The 21,020-nt window shown below is 71.1% G+C and carries 20 protein-coding genes; 9 read left to right on the top strand and 11 right to left on the bottom strand.

The features are described from left to right. Nucleotides 1-102: 102 nt before the first annotated feature. The gene (locus tag OG599_RS17435) at nt 103-1,548 is read left to right on the top strand and encodes an MFS transporter (protein ID WP_327176890.1); all 1,446 of its coding nucleotides are present in this window, start codon (nt 103-105) and stop codon (nt 1,546-1,548) included. A gap of 29 nt (nt 1,549-1,577) precedes the next feature. Here OG599_RS17435 and OG599_RS17430 read toward each other — a convergent pair whose 3' ends face one another. Beyond that, nucleotides 1,578-2,885 carry an MFS transporter gene (locus OG599_RS17430; protein ID WP_327176889.1) on the bottom strand — a complete coding sequence of 436 codons (1,308 nt, stop codon included), beginning with the start codon at nt 2,883-2,885 and terminating at the stop codon, nt 1,578-1,580. Beyond that, nucleotides 2,882-3,565, bottom strand: coding sequence for a GntR family transcriptional regulator (locus tag OG599_RS17425; RefSeq protein ID WP_327176888.1), 684 nt, complete (start codon nt 3,563-3,565; stop codon nt 2,882-2,884). The genes OG599_RS17430 and OG599_RS17425 overlap by 4 nt, the downstream gene beginning before the upstream one ends. Before the next feature lie 277 nt (nt 3,566-3,842). On the opposite strand from OG599_RS17425, the gene OG599_RS17420 reads away from it, so the two are divergent. Together OG599_RS17420 and OG599_RS17415 are read left to right on the top strand one after the other, a co-directional pair. Continuing rightward, nucleotides 3,843-4,730, top strand: coding sequence for a D-alanyl-D-alanine carboxypeptidase family protein (locus tag OG599_RS17420; RefSeq protein ID WP_442809445.1), 888 nt, complete (start codon nt 3,843-3,845; stop codon nt 4,728-4,730). A gap of 122 nt (nt 4,731-4,852) precedes the next feature. Further along, nucleotides 4,853-6,880, top strand: coding sequence for a PA14 domain-containing protein (locus OG599_RS17415; protein WP_327176886.1), 2,028 nt, complete (start codon nt 4,853-4,855; stop codon nt 6,878-6,880). Between the two features lie 98 nt (nt 6,881-6,978). On the opposite strand, the gene OG599_RS17410 is transcribed toward OG599_RS17415, so the two are convergent. The 6 genes from OG599_RS17410 to OG599_RS17385 all read right to left on the bottom strand — a co-directional run bounded on the left by OG599_RS17410 (nt 6,979) and on the right by OG599_RS17385 (nt 14,112). Then, the gene (locus OG599_RS17410; protein WP_327176885.1) at nt 6,979-8,676 is read right to left on the bottom strand and encodes an alpha-amylase family protein; all 1,698 of its coding nucleotides are present in this window, start codon (nt 8,674-8,676) and stop codon (nt 6,979-6,981) included. Further along, on the bottom strand, nt 8,673-9,671 hold the full coding sequence (locus OG599_RS17405; RefSeq protein ID WP_327176884.1) for a TIGR03885 family FMN-dependent LLM class oxidoreductase: 999 nt from the start codon (nt 9,669-9,671) through the stop codon (nt 8,673-8,675). Before OG599_RS17405 ends, OG599_RS17410 begins: the two co-directional genes overlap by 4 nt. A gap of 97 nt (nt 9,672-9,768) precedes the next feature. Continuing rightward, entirely contained in the window at nt 9,769-11,580 is a 1,812-nt protein-coding gene (locus OG599_RS17400; protein WP_327176883.1) for a glycoside hydrolase family 13 protein, read from the bottom strand. Between the two features lie 202 nt (nt 11,581-11,782). Further along, on the bottom strand, nt 11,783-12,346 hold the full coding sequence (locus OG599_RS17395; protein ID WP_327176882.1) for a DUF3618 domain-containing protein: 564 nt from the start codon (nt 12,344-12,346) through the stop codon (nt 11,783-11,785). After that, on the bottom strand, nt 12,343-12,819 hold the full coding sequence (locus OG599_RS17390) for a phage holin family protein (protein ID WP_327176881.1): 477 nt from the start codon (nt 12,817-12,819) through the stop codon (nt 12,343-12,345). The genes OG599_RS17395 and OG599_RS17390 overlap by 4 nt, the downstream gene beginning before the upstream one ends. Before the next feature lie 180 nt (nt 12,820-12,999). Then, nucleotides 13,000-14,112 carry a YihY/virulence factor BrkB family protein gene (locus OG599_RS17385; RefSeq protein ID WP_327176880.1) on the bottom strand — a complete coding sequence of 371 codons (1,113 nt, stop codon included), beginning with the start codon at nt 14,110-14,112 and terminating at the stop codon, nt 13,000-13,002. A gap of 584 nt (nt 14,113-14,696) precedes the next feature. Here OG599_RS17385 and OG599_RS17380 point away from each other — a divergent pair. The 4 genes from OG599_RS17380 to OG599_RS17365 all read left to right on the top strand — a co-directional run bounded on the left by OG599_RS17380 (nt 14,697) and on the right by OG599_RS17365 (nt 17,641). Beyond that, the gene (locus OG599_RS17380; protein ID WP_327176879.1) at nt 14,697-15,479 is read left to right on the top strand and encodes a dienelactone hydrolase family protein; all 783 of its coding nucleotides are present in this window, start codon (nt 14,697-14,699) and stop codon (nt 15,477-15,479) included. Between the two features lie 80 nt (nt 15,480-15,559). Next, on the top strand, nt 15,560-15,967 hold the full coding sequence (locus OG599_RS17375; RefSeq protein ID WP_327176878.1) for an HIT family protein: 408 nt from the start codon (nt 15,560-15,562) through the stop codon (nt 15,965-15,967). Between the two features lie 226 nt (nt 15,968-16,193). Then, a complete protein-coding gene (locus tag OG599_RS17370; RefSeq protein WP_327176877.1) occupies nt 16,194-16,790 on the top strand; it encodes a TetR/AcrR family transcriptional regulator in 597 nt (198 codons plus the stop codon). Between the two features lie 35 nt (nt 16,791-16,825). Next, entirely contained in the window at nt 16,826-17,641 is an 816-nt protein-coding gene (locus OG599_RS17365; protein ID WP_327176875.1) for an NADPH-dependent F420 reductase, read from the top strand. A gap of 192 nt (nt 17,642-17,833) precedes the next feature. Here OG599_RS17365 and OG599_RS17360 read toward each other — a convergent pair whose 3' ends face one another. After that, nucleotides 17,834-18,277, bottom strand: coding sequence for a hypothetical protein (locus tag OG599_RS17360; RefSeq protein ID WP_327176874.1), 444 nt, complete (start codon nt 18,275-18,277; stop codon nt 17,834-17,836). Nucleotides 18,278-18,432: 155 nt separating this feature from the next. Here OG599_RS17360 and OG599_RS17355 point away from each other — a divergent pair, with 155 nt between their 5' ends. Then, complete coding sequence (locus OG599_RS17355) at nt 18,433-19,122, top strand: GNAT family N-acetyltransferase (protein ID WP_327176873.1); 690 nt, start codon at nt 18,433-18,435, stop codon at nt 19,120-19,122. Nucleotides 19,123-19,201: 79 nt separating this feature from the next. Here OG599_RS17355 and OG599_RS17350 read toward each other — a convergent pair whose 3' ends face one another. After that, the gene (locus OG599_RS17350; RefSeq protein WP_442809686.1) at nt 19,202-19,390 is read right to left on the bottom strand and encodes a DUF397 domain-containing protein; all 189 of its coding nucleotides are present in this window, start codon (nt 19,388-19,390) and stop codon (nt 19,202-19,204) included. 2 nt (nt 19,391-19,392) lie between these two features. After that, the gene (locus tag OG599_RS17345) at nt 19,393-20,283 is read right to left on the bottom strand and encodes a helix-turn-helix domain-containing protein (RefSeq protein WP_327176871.1); all 891 of its coding nucleotides are present in this window, start codon (nt 20,281-20,283) and stop codon (nt 19,393-19,395) included. Between the two features lie 250 nt (nt 20,284-20,533). Here OG599_RS17345 and OG599_RS17340 point away from each other — a divergent pair, with 250 nt between their 5' ends. After that, nucleotides 20,534-20,983 (top strand): ATP-binding protein, encoded by a 450-nt coding sequence (locus tag OG599_RS17340; RefSeq protein ID WP_327176870.1) that lies wholly within the window; start codon nt 20,534-20,536, stop codon nt 20,981-20,983. Nucleotides 20,984-21,020: the final 37 nt, after the last annotated feature.

Genomic DNA, 21,020 nt, shown 5'->3' with positions numbered 1-21,020 from the left:
TTCGGAGCCCTACGCTGAGCTCCGTAAGATAGGACTCTATATCTTAGGCGGTTGTCGGCCTTGCGTACGCACCACAGGAAGGGGACCGGTAGCGCATCCCCCGTGCCGGCCCCCGTGACGGCCCCGTCCCCCCGCTCCCTCCGTGAGGCGTGGGTGGCGCTGGCCGGGCTGTCGGCGGTGTTCCTCTTCGAGATGCTGGACAACTCGATCCTCAACGTCGCGCTCCCCACGATCGGGCGGCAGACGCACGCCTCGACCACCGCCCTCCAGTGGGTGACAGGGGTGTACGCGGTCGTGTTCGGCGGGCTGATGCTCGCGTTCGGCGCGGTCGCCGACCGGTTCGGGCGGCGGCGGGTGATGCTCACCGGGCTGGTGCTGCTGGGCGTCGCGAGCCTGGCGACCGCGTGCGTCACCACCCCGGGGCAGCTGATCGCGGTCCGCGCGGTGACGGGGGTCGCGGCGGCGATGACCACGCCGGGCTCGATGGCACTGGCCTTCCGGCTGTTCGACGACGACGGGCTGCGCGTACGGGCGACCACCCTGATCTCCACCGTGGGCCTGGTGGGGCTCGCGGTCGGGCCGGCGGCGGGCGGTTTCGTCCTCGCGGTCGCGCCGTGGCAGGTGCTGCTGCTGGTGAACGTGCCGGTCGCCGCGCTCGCGTTCCTGGGGATACGCCGGGGCATCGCACCCGACGGGGCGGCGGAGCTCCACCGTGATCCGGTGGACGTGGCCGGCGCGGTGCTGGGGACGGCGACGATCGTGGCGGCGCTCCTCGCGCCCACGCTCTTCGTGGACCGGGGCGCCGGCTCCTGGGCCCCCTGGGCCGTCCTGGCGGCGGTCGTGGCGGGGGCGGTGCTGTTCGTCCTGCGCGAGCGGTCGGCGCGCCACCCGCTCCTCGACCTCCGGCTCCTCGCCGCCCCGCTGGTGTCGAGCGGCCTCGCGTTCAAGGCCGCGGCCGGGCTGGCGACCGCCGGGCTCGGCTATCTGGTGACGCTGCGGCTCCAGCTCGACTGGGGGTGGTCGCCCGGGCAGGCCGCCCTCGGGATGCTGCCGCAGGTGGTGGTGCTGGTCGCGGGCGGCGCGTTCGTCCGGCCGTTCGTGGAGCGGGCCGGTCTCGAACGGGCCGCCTGGCTCAGCGCCTCGGCGGTGGTCGCCGGGCTCGCCGTCCACGCGCTGCTGGGCGGGTACGGCTACGGGTGGGTGGCGCTCGCCCTCGTCCTCGTGGCGGCCGGAATGCGGGTGGTGGGGGTCGTCGCGGGCGTCAACGTGCTGCGCGGGCTGCCCGAGAGCCGGACGACGACCGGCGCGGCACTCGTCGACACCGCGTCCGAGGTCAGCTCCGGCGCCGCGGTCGCGCTCGCCGGTACGGTCCTCGCCGCACTGTTCACCGGCAGCGTCGCCGACGCGCACTGGAGCGCCCGGCAGACCGCGGAGTTCCAGCAGGCGGCCACGGTCGCGGGACTCGCGCTCGCCGTTCTGGCCGCCGCGCTGGTCGCCTGGGGGTTCGTACGGGCCCGCCCCCGCGGGGTCACCCGCCCGACCGGGTGACCCCGCCCCCCTGCCGGAGCCGGAACCACTCACACCGGTACGTGCACCGCCTCCACCCGGCTGATCACGTGGTGCTCGCGCTCCCGTGCCGCCGCGCGCCTGCGCAGCCGCAGGATCTGTACGAGGCCGAGCGCCTCCAGGAAGAACACCGAGGAGAAGGCGGTCGTGTAGTCGTCGCCGGTCGCGTCGAGCAGCACCCCGACCAGGAACAGCGTGGTCATCGAGGCGATGAAGCCGCCCATGTTGACGATGCCGGAGGCGGTGCCCTGGCGTTCGGGCGGGTTGGCGGGCCGGCCGAAGTCGAAGCCGATCATCGACGCGGGGCCGCAGGCGCCCAGCACCACGCACAACACGATCAGCAGCCACATCGGCGCGTGGCCCGGGTGGAAGATGGTGGCCGCCCAGAGCAGGGCGGTCGCCCCGACCGTGCCGAGGGCGAGCGGGAGGCGGGCCGCGTGGTGGCGGGCGATGACCTGTCCGTAGACGAGGCCCACCGACATGTTGGAGAGCACCACCAGGGTGAGCAGGCTCCCTGCGGTGCCCCGGCTCAGCCCCTGGTCCTCCACGAGGAACGGCAGCCCCCACAGCAGCAGGAACACCATCGCCGGGAACTGCGTGGTGAAGTGGACCCACATCCCGAGCCGGGTGCCGGGCTCACGCCAGCAGGCGGCGATCTGGCGGCGCACGTAGGCGGCGCCCGCGTGCTCCGCGGGCGGGGGTTCGTGGCCCTCGGGGTGGTCCTTCAGGAAGAGCAGCATCAGGACGAGCACCAGCACGCCGGCCAGCGAGCTGCCGACGAAGGTCGTGGTCCACCCGAAGCCGTGCAGGGCGCGGGCGATGAAGAGGGTGGAGACGAGGTTGCCCGCCATCCCGAAGAGCGCGGCGACCTGGCCGATCAGCGGTCCGCGCCGGGCCGGGAACCAGCGGCTGCCGAGCCGCAGCACGCTGATGAACGTCATGGCGTCGCCGCAGCCGAGCAGGGCGCGCGAGGCGAGCGCGGTGCCGTACGACGGGGAGAGCGCGAATCCGAGCTGGCCCGCGGTGAAGAGGATCGCCCCGAGGGCGAGGACCTTCTTGGTGCCGAGCCGGTCGACCATCAGGCCGACGGGTATCTGCATCCCCGCGTACACGAGCAGCTGGAGGATGGAGAAGGTCGACAGGGCGGAGGCGTTGACGTCGAACCGCGCGGCGGCGTCGAGTCCGGCGACGCCCAGGCTCGTACGGAAGATGATCGCGACGAAGTAGACGGCGACCCCGATGCCCCATATCCACACGGCGCGCCGGCCGCCGGGCGGGTCTCCGGGCAGCGAGAGGGTGGGGGCGGCCGCGGAACTCATCGGTCCTCACCCCGCACCAGCACCTTGACCCGGCCGACGTGCCGCCGGACGACCTCCGCGGCCGCCTCGGCATCACCCGATCGAATGGCTTCCAGCAGCTCGGTGTGCTCGGTGATGTTGGCGGCGATCCTGCCGGGATGCGCCTCCATCACGGCGACTCCCATCCTCAACTGCCGGTCGCGGAGCTGGTCGTAGAGGCGGGAGAGGATCTGGTTGCCCGCGTTGCGCACGATCTCGGCGTGGAAGCTGCGGTCGGCGACGGAGACGGCGGCCAGGTCCCCGGCCCGCGCGAGGGTGCTCTGTTCGGCGAGCAGCTCTTCGAGCCTGCTGATCAGTCGTGGGGAGGCCGGAACCGCCTTGCGGGCGGCGAACTCCTCGACGAGCAGCCGGGTTTCGATGACGTCGGCGATCTCCTGGGCGGAGACCGCGAGGACGAGCGCGCCCTTCTTCGGGTAGAGCTTGATCAGCCCTTCCACTTCGAGGCGGAGCAGCGCCTCGCGTACGGGGGTCCGGGAGACGCCGACGGCTTCGGCGAGGTCCCCCTCGGTGAGGAGTGTCCCGCCCTCGTAACGGCGGTCGAGAACCGCCTCCTTGACGTGGGAGTAGACGCGTTCGGCGGCGGGGGGTGGTTTGGGTTCCGCCCGGTGGGCAGCAGGGGAAGCGGGAGGTGCGGCAGGCATGCACACAGCATAGATACAACATGGACGCATGGGGGGAGCCGTCCGTGATCCGGACGCCACGGTGAACCTGTGGGCCTCTCCCGCACCAGGAAGAACGCCCGTCTCGGGCGTGACCGGGCCGTCCGCTCCGCGCGTTACGATGCGCAGCGCTCCGCACGCCGTTCAAACGCGCCCAGGCGCCAGCACATCCAAGCGGCCGTCCCAGGAGTCTCACCATCAGCGGCTCCCATGCAGCCGCATTCCAGTGGCATTTGGAGCATTTATCTTGAAGATCCGCATGAGGGGCATTCGTCGCACGTCCGTCGCGGCGACCGTAACCCTGACGGCCGGCGCCGTCATCGCCGGTGGGGCGCTCGCCACCACCGCGCAGGCGGCCACCGTTCCGACGCCCACCGTCGTCGCGCCAGGCGGGTTCGTGATGAACAACGCCAGCGCCGCGACCCTCTACTCCAAGGGCGCCGACACCCGGCGCCCCACCGGGTCCACCACCAAGATCATGACCGCCAAGGTGGTGCTGGCGCAGAAGAACCTCAACCTGAACAGCACCGTCACGATCCAGAAGGCGTACAGCGACTACATCGTCGCCAAGGGCGCCTCCTCGGCGCACCTGATCGTCGGCGACAAGGTCACCGTGCGCCAGCTGCTGTACGGCCTGATGCTGCCGTCCGGCTGCGACGCGGCGTACGCGCTGGCCGACAAGTTCGGTACCGGTACGACCCGCGCGGCCCGGGTGAAGTCCTTCCTCGGCAAGATGAACGCCGACGCGAAGACCCTCGGCCTGAAGAACACGCACTTCGACTCGTTCGACGGCATAAGCAATGGCTCGAACTACTCGACCCCGCGTGATCTGACGAAGATCGCCAGCAGCGCCATGAAGAACTCCACCTTCCGCGCCCTCGTCAAGACGAAGTCGACGAAGCAGAAGGTCACCACGAAGAGCGGTGGCTACCGCTACATGTCGTGGACCAACACCAACAAGCTGCTGAGCAGTTACAGCGGCATGATCGGCATCAAGACCGGTTCCGGCAGCAACGCCAAGTACTGCCTGGTCTTCGCGGCGACCCGCAACGGCAAGACGGTGATCGGCGCCGTCCTGGCCTCCACCTCCGAGGCCACCCGCACGACCGACGTCAAGAAGCTCCTGGACTACGGCTTCAAGAAGTAGTCCCCGGCACCGTACCGGTGCCACGGGAGGGGTCCGGACCGCGCGCGCTCCGCGCACCGGGCCCCTTCCCCCGCTCCACTCCCGTTGTGCTCCACGACCCTTGTCCGAAAGGGCCTCCTCACGTGACACCCCCTTCCCGCGTACGGCTCCGCTCCGTCGCGGCGCTCTCCGTCGCGGCGACCTCCTGCACGCTGCTCTCGGCCGTCGGCGCCACGCCGGCGGCGGCGGCCACGGTGGCCTGCAAGACGAACTACTTCACGCGCACCTACTACGCGAACACCACGTTCGCCGGCACGCCGAAGAAGACCGACTGCGACAACGCGATGGACCAGAACTGGGGCAACAACGCACCCATATCCGGTCTGCCGAAGGACAACTTCGCCGTCCGCTACTCCGTCACCCGCGACTTCGGCTCCGGCGGCCCCTTCACCCTCGCCGCCTCGGCGCTCGACGGGGTGCGGGTGTACCTCGACGGCGTACGCAAGATCGACATCTGGAAGAACGGCTCGGCCACGGTGTCGAAGTCGGTCAACCTCACCATCCCGTCCGGCAAGCACACCCTGCGCGTCGACTACGTCAACTGGACCGGCTCCGCCGCCGTCAAGTTCGGCTACGCGCCCCGCACGTCGAAGACGTACGACAAGGTCAAGCCGCGCACGCCCACCGGCGTGAAGGTCGTCCACGACACCCCCTCCGGCAAGGTGAAGATGACCTATCCGGCGAGCGTGGAGATGGACCTCGCCGGGTACCGGATCTACCGCCGCCTGGCCGGCACCACCACGTACACCCAGGTCGCCGCGGGCGGGGCCACCAGCTACACCGGCCTCAACCCCGAACCCGGCAAGACCTATTACTACGAGGTCCGCGCCGTCGACAAGGCGGGAAACGTCTCCACCGGGTCGGCCGACGTCCCCGTGGTGTCGCCGCTCATGACCACGCCCACCGGTCTCACCGCCACGGGCACGGACGCGGGCATCGCGGTGACCTGGAAGCCGGTGGCGGGCGCGACCCACTACGCCCTGATCCGCACCGGCAACAACACCACCGTCACCAAGAGCGTGACGGGCACCTCCTTCACCGACACGGCCGTCACCCGCTCCACCGTGTGGCAGTACCGGGTCGCAGCCGTGGACGGCGCGGGCCGCACCTCCGCGTACACCGCCGCGAACAACCCGCCGGCCGCCGCGTACCGCCTGGTCGCCGCACCGCACGAGGTGACCGCGAGACCGGCCATCACCTCGGTCACCCTCACGTGGATCAAAGAGCAGACCGACGGCTCGGTGTACGACTACCACGTCTACCGCTCGAAGAGCCTGCCCCTGGACGGGACGGCGGAACTCGCCCGGTGCACCACCACGTCGAAGCTGCTCGACGACGGCCGCCGCCAGTACACCTGCACCGACAGTTTCCCGATGGCCGGTACCACGTACCACTACGCGGTGAAGGCGTTCGACAGCAAGTCGAAGGAGTCCTCGGCCTCCCCGACCGTCACCACCACCACGCTCACCGCCGACACCACGCCCCCGGCTCCGGTCACCGACCTGACCGCCGAGCCGACCGACTACGGCGTCGAGCTGCGCTGGAAGGCCGGTACGGAGCCCGACATCGCGCGCCAGCAGGTCTACATGGGCGAGCTGGTCACCGACGAGGAGACCGGCTCCTCGGTCTGCTACGCGGAGACCTCCGCCTACGTGGGGGCGACCGTCTCCTCGTACAGCGACGTCCGGCTGCCCGACGGTGAGGAGCGCTGCTACTTCGTCGACGTCCAGGACCTCTCCGGCAACCGCAGCATGCGCGACCCCGAGGCCAACCCCGTCGTGATCGTCACCGAGCGGGACCTCACCCCCACGGTCGCGACCCCCGAGGGCTCCCCGGTCTCCGTCACCGCCGAAGCCGGCACCAACGGCGGCGCGGCGCTCGACTGGAGCCCGGTCACGGGCGCCACCGGCTACACGGTCGAGCGCTGGAACCCGGCCACCGAGGCGTACGAGCCGATCGCGGCGGCCACCTCGCCGTACCCGTACACCAGCGTCACCGACAAGTCCGCCGCCCGGGGCACCACGCACTTCTACCGCGTGACCGCCCTCTACGCCGACGGCACCGCCTCCGTCCCCGGCACCGCCCACGTGGTGCTGGCCCCGGCCGCGTGAGCTGATCACCGGACGGTAGTACGGACACCCCCGAGGGCCCCGCGCGCAGGATCGCGCGGGGCCCGAGGACTTCAGGGGTCACTCCGCGACTTCAGGGGTCACTCCGCGACCGCGCGGTCCGGGTCGTCCAGCGGGGTGTTCACCCGGAGCCAGCGGTAGCCGTACGCTTCCAGGCCGACGCCGATCCGCCCGCCGGCCGCCGCCTTCACCGTCCCGCCGTCGGCCAGGTCCGTGAGGAGACGGCCGCCCCGCAGGCCGGGGACCTCCACAACCGCGGTGAGCTGCCGGCCGGAGAAGTTGTGCACGGCCAGCACCGCTCCCTCCGGCAGCGAGCTGAGGTGCGCCATCACACCGGGATCGACGGTGTCGAGTACCTCGCAGCGGCCCCAGGCCAGTTCGGGCGCCTCGCGGTACCGCTCGATCAGGCTCCGCATCCGGGACAGCGGGGAGTCGGGATCGCGCATCTGGTCGTGCACGTTGACCCGCTTGGGCCCGAAGGCGCCCTCGGCCACCGGATTGGGCAGACGGCCGCCGTCTTCGGACGAGGTGAAGCCGCCGCCCTTGTCCGGGGTCCACTGCATCGGGGTCCGTACCGCCTGGCGCCCGGGTGCGGCCAGGTTCTCCCCCATCCCGATCTCCTCGCCGTAGAAGAGCACGGGGGTCCCGGGCAGGCTGAGGAGCAGGCTGTAGGCCAGTTCGACGCGGCGGCGGTCGCCGTCGACCATCGGCGGCAGCCTGCGGCGCAGGCCCCGGCCGTACACCTGCATGTCCTCGTCCGGCCCGAAGGCGGCGAAGACCTCGGCGCGTTCGTCCTCGTCGAGCTTGTCGAGCGTCAGCTCGTCGTGGTTGCGGACGAAGGTCGCCCAGCGCGCGTCACGGGGCGGCACCGGGCGCTCGCGCAGGGCCGCCGCCAGGGGACCGGCGTCCTCCCGGGCCATCGAGAGGTACATCCGCTGCATGCCGATGAAGTCGAAGCAGAGGGTCAGCTCGTCGCCCTCCCCGGCCTGTGCGCCCCCGAAGAAGCGGGCGGTGTCGGCGTACGGCAGGTTCACCTCGCCCAGCAGGATCGCCTCGCCGTTGCGACGGCCGAGGAAGGCCCGCAGGTCCGCGAGGTACGCGTGCGGGTCGGGGAGGCCGTCCGCGTCCGGCTGCCCGTCGGTCTCCAGCAGGAAGGGCACCGCGTCCACGCGGAAGCCGGACAGTCCGAGCTCGGTCCAGAAGCCCATGATCCGGGCTATCTCGTCGCGCACGGCGGGGTTGGCGACGTTGAGGTCCGGCTGCTGCTTGTAGAACCGGTGCAGGTAGTACTGCCCGGTCCCCTCGTCGTACTCCCAGACGCTCTTCTCCTCGTCGGGGAAGACGACTCCCCGCGGCCCGTCCTCCGGGGGCGTGTCGCACCAGACGTACCAGTCGCGGTGGGCGGAGTCGCGGCCGGAGCGGGCGTCCAGGAACCACGGATGGCGGTCGGAGGTGTGGTTGACCACCAGGTCGGCGATGACCCGGATGCCCCGGTCGCGGGCGGTCCGCACGAACTCGGTGAAGTCGCCGAGCGTGCCCAGCCGGGGATCGACACCGTAGAAGTCGGTGATGTCGTAGCCGTCGTCCCGCTCCCGGGTCGGATAGAAGGGCATCAGCCACACGCAGGTGACGCCCAGGCGCACCAGGTGGTCGATCCGCTGGGTGAGCCCGGCGAAGTCGCCGGTCCCGTCGCCGTCGCCGTCCTGGTACGTCTCCACGTCCAGGCAGTAGACGACCGCGTTCTTCCACCACACGTCGGAGGTACGGGTCAGCCTCATCGGGCACCGCCCGCCACGGCGGGGGCGGGCCGGGTGACGTCGAGGCGCGGCAGCACCTTCTCCCCGAAGGAGTCGATGAAGGCGCTCTGTTCGACGCCCACGTGGTGCAGCATGATCCGGTCGAAGCCCAGGTCGGCGTACTCCTGGAGCCAGGCGGCATGTCGGCCGAGGTCGGCGGAGACGTTGACGCTCTCGGCGACCCGTTCCGGTGTGACGTGCTCGCTGACGCTGTCGAAGAGCTCCGCCGAGTCGAGGTCCCAGCTCGCGGGCGGCCCGTGCACGTTGGTGCGCCACTGGTCGTGCGCGAGGGCGAGCGCGGTGTCGTGGTCGGGGTCCCAGCTGAGGTGGACCTGGAGGGTCAGGGGGCCCGTTCCGCCCGCCGACCGGTAGGCGTCCACGATCCGCCGCAGGGTCGCGTGCGGCGCGTTGACGGTGATGAGGCCGTCCGCCCAGTCGGCGCACCACCGCGCCGTCTCCTCGCTGCACGCGGCTCCGATCAGCGGCGGCACCGCCTCGGGGAGCGTCCAGAGCCGGGCCCGGTCCACGGTCACCAGCCCTTCGTGGCTCACCTCCTCGCCGTGCAGCAGCGACCGGACGACGTCGACGCACTCCCGCAGCCGGGCGTTGCGTATGTCCTTGCGCGGCCAGCCGTCGCCGGTGATGTGCTCGTTGGACGCCTCGCCGCTGCCCAGCGCGGCCCAGAAACGGCCCGGGTACATCGCCGCCAGACTGCCGATCGCCTGCGCGACGATCGCGGGGTGGTAGCGCTGCCCCGGCGCGTTGACGACACCGAACGGGATGCTGTCGGTGGCCTGGAGAGCGGCGCCCAGCCAGGACCAGGCGAAGCCCGACTCGCCCTGGCGGGCGCTCCAGGGCGAGAAGTGGTCGGAGCACATGGCGGCGGTGAAACCGGCCTGCTCGGCGCGGACGACGGCGGCCAACAGGGCGCCCGGCGGCACCTGTTCGTGCGATGCGTGGAATCCGTAGACGGTCATGGGGCGCGGGTACCCGGGGACACCCGGATCATCGGCCCGGCAACCCCGTGGGCCGCCCCCACCGGCCGCGCGCACCGGCCGCGATCACCGGCCGCGATCACCGGACGAGGCGGTGCACCCGCGCCTCCCAGGGGGCGAGGACCAGCCGGCCGGGCTCGGAGGGCGCGGACGGGCCGTTGCCGAGGACGAGCGCGGCCCCCTCCCACTCCCGGTACCAGGGCGCGAGGTCGGCGGGCTCCACGGCCACCGTCCCGCCGGTGAAGTTGCCCAGGACCAGCAGCGTCGTACGGCCGTACCGGCGGGTGAACGCGTAGATCCGCTCGTCGTCGGGGAGCAGCATGGTGAAGTCGCCGTGGACGACGGCGGGTTCACGGCGGCGCAGGGCGATGAGCCGGCAGTAGTGGTGGTAGACGGAGCGCGGGTCCGCGTACTGGGCCTCGGCGTTGAACTCGGCGTGATCGGGGTTGACCGGGAGCCAGGGGGTCCCCGTGGTGAACCCGGCGTGCGGGGACGCGTCCCACTGCATGGGGGTACGGGCGTTGTCGCGGCCCATCGCCCGCAGCCCGGGCAGCACGTCCTCGGGCCGCTCACCCGCCTCCAGCGCCCGCGCGTAGTGGTGCAGCGACTCGATGTCCCGGAAGTCCTCGACGGTGGCGAACGGGGCGTTGGCCATGCCGAGTTCCTCGCCCTGGTAGACGTACGGAGTGCCCCGGTGCAGGTGCAGCACGGTCGCCAGCATCGTCGCGGACCGGGTGCGGTGCGGCGGGCTGTCGTCGCCGAACCGGGAGACCACGCGCGGCTGGTCGTGGTTGTTCCAGTACAGGCTGTTCCAGCCGACGTCGGCGAGGCCCTCCTGCCAGCGGCCGAGGGACGCCTTCAGGTCGGTCAGCCGCAGCGGGCGGGGGTCGAACTTGCCGTGCCCGTGGTCGAGGCCGACGTGATCGAACTGGAAGACCATGTCGAGCTCGGCGCGTTCCGGATCGGTGAAGAGCCTCGCCTGCTCGACGGTCACCCCGGGCATCTCGCCGACGCTGAGCAACCGTCCCGGGTAGCGGCCCATCACCTCGCGGTGCATCTCCTGGAGGTACGTGTGGATGCGTGGGCCGCAGACGTAGTGGGGCGAGCCGTCGCCGAACGGGCCCTCGACGGACGGTGCGCCGTCGGGGAGGGCCGGGTCCTTCGAGATGAGGTTGACGACGTCCATCCGGAAGCCGTCCACACCCCGGTCCAGCCACCACCGCATCATGGCGTACACCGCCTGACGCACCTCGGGGTTCTCCCAGTTGAGGTCGGGCTGCCCGGGAGCGAACAGGTGGAGGTAGTACGCCCCGCTCGCCTCGTCGTACGTCCAGGCGGGGCCCGAGAAGAAGGAACCCCAGTTGTTGGGCTCCCCGCCCTCGCCCTTCGCGGTACCGTCCTCGTGCCCGGCGGTGCCGCTCCCACCTCCCTCGGTACCGTCCCCGGGCCTCGCGGCGCCGCCCTCGCGCTCCTCGCGCGGCGGCCGCCACCAGTACCAGTCGCGCTTGGGGCCGGCGGGGTCGCGCGACGCCTGGAACCACGGGTGGGCGTCCGAGGTGTGGTTGACCACCAGGTCCATGATCAGTCTCATGCCCCGCTCGTGCGCGGCGGCCAGCAGGCGGTCGAAGGCGTCCAGGTCACCGAAGACGGGGTCGATGTCCTGGTAGTCGCTGATGTCGTAGCCGTTGTCGGCCTGCGGCGACGGGTACACCGGGGAGAGCCACAGCACGTCCGCCCCCAGGCCGGCGATGTGGTCCAGGCGGCGGGTGATGCCGTCCAGGTCGCCGATCCCGTCGCCGTCCGAGTCCGCGAAGCTGCGGGGGTAGACCTGGTAGACGACCGAGGACTTCCACCACTCCGTACCGTCGTGCGTGCCGTTCTCCGGTGCCATCGCCGCTCTCCTCCGCCCGGACCCGGAAGCACGATTGCCTCCGCCGCCTCTGCTACCCCTGCCCGGCTCCGGCCCCCGCACCCGCTCCCGGCGGGTGTCGCGCGGGGGCCCCGCACGGAGGACGGCCGGGGGGTGGGGCCGACCGGCGCTCCGGTCGGCCCCACCCCCCGGCCGCCACCCTCGGACCGTCGTCAGGCGGTCCTCAGCGCTTTCCGGCGCGGCGCTTCGTCACCACCACGAGCACCAGCGCGGCGGCGGCACCGACGAGCAGCGGGCCGCGTCGGCGGCCGACCGCCCGCTGGGCACGCCCGGCCCGCTCCGCGAACGTGTCCGGGGTCTTCTCCTCGACCCTCGCGGCAAGGGACGTGGCAGCCGCGCCGATCCGGTCCTTGGCGCGCGCCGCCTTGTCCACCACCGGGGGCGGAAGCTTCTCCTGCGCGTCCCGGGCGATCCGGGCAGCCCGGTCCTTGGCCAACGCCGCCTTCTCCCGCACCTGGGCCTTGGCGTCGGCGGACTTGTCCCGCACCTGCGCCTTGGCGTCCATGGCCGTCAGCCGTGCCTGGACCTTGGCCTGGGTCGCCTTGGCCCGGGCCTGGACCTTGGCGTCCTCGGCCTTCCGCTGGACCTGAGCCTTCACGTCCGCCTTCGCCGCCAGGGCTTCGACGGTCTGGCCGAGCTGCTCGCGCGTGGCCTCCGCCTTCGCCCGCAACTCCTCGGGGGTCAGGGGTTCGTCGTGCGAGGGCCGGGACTGGGGCATGTCGTTCATCGGTGCGCCTTCTCCTTGATCTCTGCCATGTCGGCCTTGACGTCGTCGATGGCCCGCTCGGGCTTGGGGGGAGTGGCCAGGGCGATCTCCTTCTTGCCCTTCATCGCCAGGGCCGCCGTGACCGCCGCCAGCACGGCGCCCACGATCAGGGCCGAAGCCCACACCGGCAGCGCGGTGGCCAGCCCGGCGATCGCGGCGGCGACCAGCGAGGCCAGGGCGAGGTACCCCACGCCGGCCGCGCCACCGAACAGTCCGCCGCCCAGGCCGAGCCGCTTGCCCTTCTGCGCCATCTCCGCCTGCGCGAGCCGCATTTCGTCCCGCGCCAGCTGCGACAGCTGCTGGGACGCCTGGCTCACCAGCGCCCCCACCGACGCGTCCGCCGGGGCGTGCCGGGCGCCGTCCGGTCCGCCGACGCCGGTACGGGTGCCGTCTCCGGAACCGTGCGGCCCGGCAGGGTACTCAACCGTGCTCATGACCGTTCGTCACCTTCCCCCGCGGCGCCGGCACCCGGAAGGAGAAACCATTCGCCGCATATCGTTGGATTGTCATGAATGGGTCGCATTGCGGGTACCCCGGGCCGACCGCCGTATGCACGCTCCCGCCCGTCGTGGTCCGCCGCCCCGCTCGGAGCATCCGGTGCCCGGGTCATGGCTTCAGCCGAGTCGGCGACGGTCCTCGTCGGACCACTTGGAGGTGTCGCGCGGTTCGACGTACGGCTCCGCCGTCTCCGGGAGCCCGCCGACGATGGCCCGCTCCCGGCTCAGCTCCGCGTCGAATTCGAGGCCGAGGAGAATCGCCAGGTTGGTGATCCACAACCACACCAGAAACACGATGACCCCGGCGAGGGTGCCGTACGTCTTGTTGTAGGAAGCGAAGTTGGCGACGTACAGGGCGAAGCCCGCCGAGGCGACCAGCCAGATCAGGAGCGCCAGGAAGCTGCCGGGGGTGATCCAGCGGAAGCCCCTGCCACGGGCGTTGGGCGCGGCCCAGTAGAGGATCGCGATCATCAGGACGACGAGGACGGCGAGTACGGGCCACTTCGCGATCGACCACACCGTCAGCGCGGTGTCCCCGACGCCGAGCGTCTCGCCCGCCCGGCGGGCGAGGGGGCCGGTGAAGACGACGATCAGCGCGCTGATCACCGCCATCACCATCAGGACCACGGTCAGCCCGAAGCGCAGCGGCAGCACCTTCCACACCGGGCGGCCCTCGGGCAGGTCGTAGACGGCGTTGGAGGAGCGGATGAACGCCGCGACGTAGCCGGAGGCGGACCAGACCGCCAGCACCAGGCCCACGACGGCCATGACCGACCCGATGCCGCCGTTGTTCTGCAACTGCTCCACGGCGTCGGTCAGCATGTCGCGGGCCGGTCCGGGCGCGAGCTTCTTCAGGTTGTCCATGACCTTCCGGGTGGTCGACTCCCCGGCGAGACCGAGGATCGAGACCAGCACCAGCAGGGCCGGGAAGAGCGCGAGGATGCCGTAGTAGGTCAGGCCGGCCGCCCGGTCGGTCAGCTCGTCGTCCTTGAACTCCTTGCCCGTCCTCTTCAGCACCGCCCCCCACGACCGCTTGGGCATGCCGGTCGGGCTGTCGGGGGCGTTGGCCTCCACCTCGGGGCCGGGGCCCACGTTTCCGTCCTCGGGCTCGGGCCCGTGCTTCTGCGAAGAAGCCTCCGCGTCCTGGCCCCTGTCGGCGCGGTGGTGTCCGGCGCGGTGGTGCCCGCCGGGTTCTTCCTGGTCGTCGGGTGATTCGGGGGTCGGTGCCATGCATCACGGGTAACCCCGTCACCGGATCGGAAACGATCCTGCGCCCGCACCGGTGAGGCGACCGGCCATCCGGCCCAGCCCCTACGGGCGGCAGGGGGAGCGGCCGGGCGAGGGACGGGCCCACGACACACCACGTGTGGTCGGCGCACTGCCAGGTCGTGGTGGCCCGGGGTCAGTCGTCGGCTGCGACGAGCAGAGTGAGTACGGCTCCGGGGCGGTCGATCAGGACCAGTTCGTAGTAGTCGATGTGGAGCGGGCCGTAGTCGTGGAGGGCCTCCCTGGGGAGCTGCCCCAGCAGGCAGGTACCGGGCGGTCGCCGTGCGGATCGGGCCGTAGACCTCCTCCCGCAGGCGCCTGGCGCGCTCCGTCCGCCGAGCCGAGCGGGGTGGGGGCGGCGGAAAAGGAGGTGCGTCCGGGAGAGACGGCCTGATATTTTCCGTTCGAGCCGTGACGCCGTACGAGGAGGTGAGACCCATGAACGCAGTAGCGATGTGGGTGCTCCCCCTGCCGTCACGGCCGGGCGATTGACGTAGGTGTCGCCGGGAGCGCCTCGACATACCAGGCACTCCCGAAGGGCACCACCCATGAACGCTCAGCAGCATTCCCCCTCCCCGCGGTTCACCGCCGAGTCGTCCTCGGACGGCGTGCGGGAACGCGACTTCACCGTCGACGGCGTCCCCGGCGTCCTCTGGTCCCCCGCCTCCGGCGCGGCCGAGAACGCACCCCTGATCCTGATGGCCCACGCCGGTGGCAACGACAAGAAGCACCCGGCGATGGCGAACCGCGCCCGCCTCTTCGTGAACGGCTGCGGCTTCCATGTCGCCGTGCTCGACGCGCCCGGCCACGGCGACCGGCCGTGCACGGCCCACGACGAGCAGGAGCGGGCCGCACTGGCCGGGGCGCGGGCGGCCGGCGAACCGGTGATGCCGGTCGTCGTGCGCTACAACCAGCACCTCGCGGAGATCGCCGTACCCGAGATGCGGGCGGCCCTGGACGCGCTCCAGGAACTCCCGGAGATCGGCAGCGGGCCGGTCGGCTTCTTCGGCATCCGGATGGGTACGGCGTTCGGCGTGCCGCTCGTGGTCGCCGAACCCCGGATCAAGGCGGCGGTCTTCGGCCTGTACTGGTCCGAACGCGTACGGGAGACGGCCCAGCGGGTCACCATTCCGGTCGAGTTCAGCCTCCAGTGGGAGGACGAGCACATCCCGCGCGAGGACGCCCTCGCGCTGTTCGACGCCTTCGCCTCGTCGGAGAAGTCCCTGCACGCCAACGCGGGCAAGCAGGGCGACCAGCCCCGGTTCGAGACCGCCAGCGCGATGGAGTTCTTCGCCCGCCACTTCGGCCGGACGGCCGGCTCAGGGGCCTGAGCCCGACGCCATGCGGTCGCGGCCGCCCGTCCGGTTCTCCGGGCGGGCGGCCGCGGTCGCGTCTGCCAGGGTCGGGCCTCATGAACTGTGCCTTCTGCGCTCTCATCCAGGCCGACTCGGCCCGGTGGGTCGCGCGCGGGCCTGTGGCATCCGCCTTCGCCCCGCTCACGCCGATCGCCCCCGGCCACACCCTGGTCGTCCCGACCTCGCACGTCGCCGACCTCTTCGAGACCCCGCCGGAGGTCCTCGCGGAGACCATGGCGCTGGTGCGGCGGGTCGCCGGCACGATGCGGTCGACGCTCGGGGCCGACGGGGTCAACATCCTCAACGCCAGCGGCCCCGGCTCGGAACAGTCCGTGCCCCACCTGCACTTCCACGTGATCCCCCGGTGGCACGACGACGGCTTCTCGACCTGGCCCACCGGCCGTTCACAGCACCACGTCCAGGGCGATCCGATCGCGCGGCTCGCCTCGGCCGTCGCCGGGTGACCAGGGGCGGAAAGCCGGGCCGGGCCCGCCGTGCCGGGCGGTCCGACAGCGATGCCGACGGTCGCACGCGGTGGTCCGGGCATCGCCGGAGTCCCCATGGGCCAGGTTGACCGGAGCCTGCCTCCGTTTTACGCTGAAGCAATACGGAGGCAGCCTTCGTTTCCCCGGACCACTTTCCCGGACCACTTTCCCGGACCACTTTCCCGGACGGCAGCACGGAGCGCGCATGGACATCGAACACAAGCCCGGACGCAAACCGCGTGCGGATGTCCTGCGCAACCGGGCCGCCCTGCTGGAAGCGGCGCAGCGACACTTCCTTCGGCACGGGGTGGGCGCGTCACTGGAGGCAATCGCCAAGGACGCCGGCGTGGGGCCTGCCACGCTGTACCGGCACTTCCCCGCCCGGGAGGCGCTGCTCGCGGCGGTGCTGCAAACGCGTTCGGACGAGCTGCTCGTCCGCCGGGCGGAGATCGCCCGGGTCGGCGACGCGGCCGAAGGGCTGCGGCAGTGGATCCGAGCACTGGAGGAGTACTTCAGCGCGTTCAGCGGTCTGCCGGAGCCGCTCATGGCCGCGGCCAAGGCGCAGGAGCCGGGCAATCCCCTGACTCTGCCCTGCGGCATCCTGATCGACACGACGGACGAGTACGTCGAGGCCGCCCAGCGCGCGGGGCGCGCCCGACCCTCGGTAACGGGGTACGACCTGTTCCTCGCCGCCTGTTCCGTCGCCTGGCTGATGGGCACCGGCGCCGCCGACGAGGACGCACTCGGCCGCCTGCGCGACCTCATCGAAAGCGGATACCGGCAACCCGGTACCGGTACGTAGCCCTCTCCTCCGCGAAAGCCCCGCGAAGCCCCCAGTTGCCCGGGCGCCCCCGGCCCGGCCGCCCGTCGCACCGCTCCTCTCACGGAGGAACGACGCATTCTCAAGAGGAACACATCATGAAACTCGGCATTGTCGGAACAGGTCCGATCGGGACCGTGCTGGCGCGCACGCTCAGCGCGGGCGGCCATGACGTCCAGGTGGCGAACTCCCGGGGCCCGGAGACCGTGGACCCGTCGGTGACGGAGTTCGGGGCGCGCGCGGTGACCGCACAGGAAGCCGTGGAGGACAAGGACGTCGTCATCCTGTCCGTCCCCTTCACCCGCATCCCGGACGTGGCCGGGCTCTTCGCCTCCGTACCGCCGCAGACCGTGGTCATCGACACCTCCAACTACTTCCCCCACCTGGGCGGACGCGTCGAGCCCGTCGAAGGCGGCCAGGTGGAGAGCCTGTGGGTGGCCGAACAACTCGGACGCCCCGTGGTCAAGGCGTGGAACGCCGCCGTGGCCGGCACCTTGCAGACCCGGGGCCTGCCGACCGGAACTCCCGGCCGCATCGCGCTCCCGGTCGCGGCCGACTCCGACGAAGCCCGTCGCATCGGTATGCGCCTGGTGGACGAGAGTGGCTTCGACCCCCTCGACGCCGGCGTGCTGGCCGATTCCTGGCGCCAGCAGCCGATGACGCCCGCCTACTGCACCGAGCTGGTTCTGGAGGAGTTGGGACCGGCTCTCTCCGCCGCCGACCGCAGCGAGGCACCCCGCAACCGGGACCGTCAGATGAGCCGCTTCGCCACGCTCACCGCCATGCCGACGCTGGACGAGGTGGTGGAGCTCAACCGCTCCCTCCACCGCTGACCCACGCGATCTCCGGGCCGGTCCGGCTCAGCCGCTCTTGTGCGGTGCGGCGGGCGCAGACGTCCCCGCCACCGCCCTACGGGTCGCGGCGGACAGCGCCGGGACACCCCTCAGAACTCGCCGGCGGGTTGACCGGGATGCCGGTCGATCCGTGGATGCGCGGCGGCGCCACCGACCTGCGGGAACGGCACCTCACTCCGGCAGGCAGGAGCGAAACCGGCGGAGCAGCTCCTGTGCGGCAGGGCTCTCGCCGTCGAAGTTCTGGGCTCGTTGCCCGGCAGGAAGATCCGGCCCCCACACGCGGGCGCCGTGACAGCGGAAGCAGAACGCGATCTCGAAGAGCTGGTCGGTGGAGTCGTACGCACGGACTCCCCAGCCCGGGAGGAAGCAGCGGTGCAGCTCACCGCCCGGCAGACCGGCGATCAGAGACAGGACCTGCTGGGCCTGGTCGCCCTCCCAGAGGGCGACCGTGTCGCCCGCGAGGTCTTTCGAAGTGAGGTGCCTGGCGGGATCGGCGATACGGACGACCTCGATGAGCTCGGTCTTCCCACGGGTGAGCGGCAGCAGCATTCCCGGTCTCTCCGATCGCGGCCCTTCGATCGCGACCTGCAGCAGGCCGTGGGGGTCAAGTCCCACCTTAACGAGAGTGGTTGCGGCGTAGATCCCGATACAAAGCCTTCGGTTTCGCGGGATGCGAGCCTGTCAGGGCTCCCCACGACGCCCGAGGGCGACGGACTGCGGGGAGCGGTTGCTCGCCCGTCCGCTGCTTGCGGTCGTGCTCTAATCGCCCGATGACGAACACCGAATCAGACCTGATACGACGCTGGCTGAACGGCTGGTCCGTGGCGCGCTCCCTGCCCGAGGCCGAGCCGGTGAAGTCCGCCGCGGACGGGGACGGCCTGCGGTCCGATTGCAACCAACTCAGCCGCGAGGTCGAGGTGTTCGCACTGCGTGCCGACGAGGAGCCCGAGTCCGTGGCGCGGCTGGCGGACATCGTCGCCGCCTCAGGGAAGTCCACCTGGCTCACGGTGCCCACACTCCACCCGGGCGCCGTCGAGGCCCTCGTCACCGCCGCCGGACTCGTGATGCTCCAGCGATCGGAGTGGCTCATGACGACCGACCTGACCGAGCACCCGCAGCACGCGCCCACCGCGCCGTACGAGCGCGAGATCCGCACGGAGGGACCGGTCACGGTCGTCACCCTCCGCACCCCCTCCGGCGAGGACGCCGCGCACGGCACCATCGCCGTGGTCGGCACCGACGCGATCGCCGACCGCATCCTGACGGACCCGGCGCACCGCCGACGCGGCCTGGGCAGCGTCATGATGAGCGCCCTGGCGGAGGCTGCGGTGGCCCAGGGCGCCCGTACCGGCCTCCTCATCGCCAGCGAGGAAGGCCAGCGCCTCTACTCCTCCCTCGGCTGGCGCCGCGAAGCCGACGTCCTGATCGCCCGGGGGCCGGTGGTTCCCGCCGACCGGTAGGACTGGCTCACGCCGGCAGATCCGCCCTTACGCACGGGGCCCGCTCAGGGCGTCGGAGCCATCCCGGATGGCCACTCGATCAGGACGCGGGGTTCTCCGTGCGGCACAACTCGGCGTTGAAGGCCGCCCAGGCTGCGGGCACGACGACGAGGACGGGGCCGTGGGGGCGCTTGGAGTCGCGCACGGCTACGGAGCCGGGGACGTTGCGGGCGACCTCGACACAGTCGGCAGCCATGTTGCTGTAACTGGACTTGTAGAAGCGGTACATCTTCACCTGCTCATCTCTTTGGCAATGTCGTCAATGAACTGAATGGAGTCGTGGGGCGACAGGCTCATACGGGCAGCATGGTTGAAGAGACTCACGAACACAGCACTCTCCTCTGCGTCCTCAACCCAGATGCTGGACCGAGGAGCATCCATGTGCACGACGTCCACCGCCTCATCCTCACCGAACGACAGGACGTTGAAAGGGCCGGCCACGCAGGGATGCGCTCCGGCGCGGAAGGGCAGGACCTGGATGCCAATGTTCGGAAGCTCGGCCAACTGGCACAGATGTGACAGTTGCCGCGCCATCGCTTGAGGGCCGCCCATCACTTGGCGCAGTGCAGCTTCCCAGATGACCGCGTGGATGCGAAGAGGCGTTTCCCCGTAGAGCTTTGCCTGACGCTTGGCTCTACTGGCAACGACATCTTCAATCCTGCCGATGTCATCCCACGCCATGTCCGCCACGCCAAGAGCTCGCGTGTACTCGGCGGTCTGGAACAAGCCCGGAATCAGCGCCATCTGCCACTGACGCACCCGGACAGCGCCATCCTCCATCGCGATGTAGTCGACCTGCGTGGAGGGCGTCGAGAAGTCATTCCACCAACCCTTGACCTTGCGCCTTTCACGGTCAGTCTTGGCCAGTTCAAGCAGGCTCGCCAGAACTTTCGAATTGTTGACCCCGTACGAAGCACACAGAGCTGAGATATCCGGGTCGCGTATGGGAACCCAGCCGCTCTCCATCTTCACGATCTTGGTCTGCGTCGCGTTCAACACTTCCGCCGCCTGCCGCTGGGTCATGCCCGCCGCCGCACGTAGACGCTGCAGCTCTCCCCCCAGTCGCCGACCAAGGACAGTAGAGACACGGTTACCTGCGGCTCGTCTGCTGGATGTCTGCATAGTCGCCTCCCGGTGAACCCGACCAGTTTCGCAGCATGTTAGGGATGCGAGATCCCGCGTCATCCGATCGGGGAATATATTTCCTGGAACGTTGAGTCCTGGAGATTGGTGACGCTACTTTCAGTACTCCACCGCTCGCACAGCGAGGCCACCGGCGGAAGTGCACCGTCCTGCCCTGCGCCGGATACGTACCGGCCCAGACGCCCCGGCACGGCATCGCCACCGCCCGTTTCCACGGAGGTACGTGTCCATGACGCCCGCCCAGGAAGTCCCCGCCCCCGAACCCGTTCTCCATGAGGACGTGCTCAGTTACACGCCCACGGCCGGCAGCGTCAGACTCAGTCGGCGCCGGGCCGCGCGGCTCGTCGCGGAGTGGGGGCATGACCACCTGGCCGACGATGTGGCGCTGTTGGTCAGCGAGTTGACCACCAACGCGGTGCTGCACGGCGGCGTACAGGGCCGCCTCTTCCGGGTTCGCCTCCTGCTCACCGCGACCACCCTGCGGATCGAGGTCAGCGACGCGCGGGCGGAACGGCTGCCGGACACCCGCAGGCCCGTGGACACCGACTGTTTCGGGCGGGGGCTGCTGATCGTGGCGAACCTCGCCGACAAGTGGGGCATCGAGCGCCGCACGGTCGGCAAGACGGTGTTCGCCGAGATGTCCCTCGCGGGAAAGACCGGCCCCCTCTTCCTCCCGTAACTCCGCGTCCCGCCGGGTCGCGGCGCCTCCCGCCCCC

The sequence above is a fragment of the Streptomyces sp. NBC_01335 genome, assembly GCF_035953295.1.
Lineage (GTDB): Bacteria > Actinomycetota > Actinomycetes > Streptomycetales > Streptomycetaceae > Streptomyces.
This window is presented reverse-complemented; position numbering and strand designations above follow the sequence as displayed.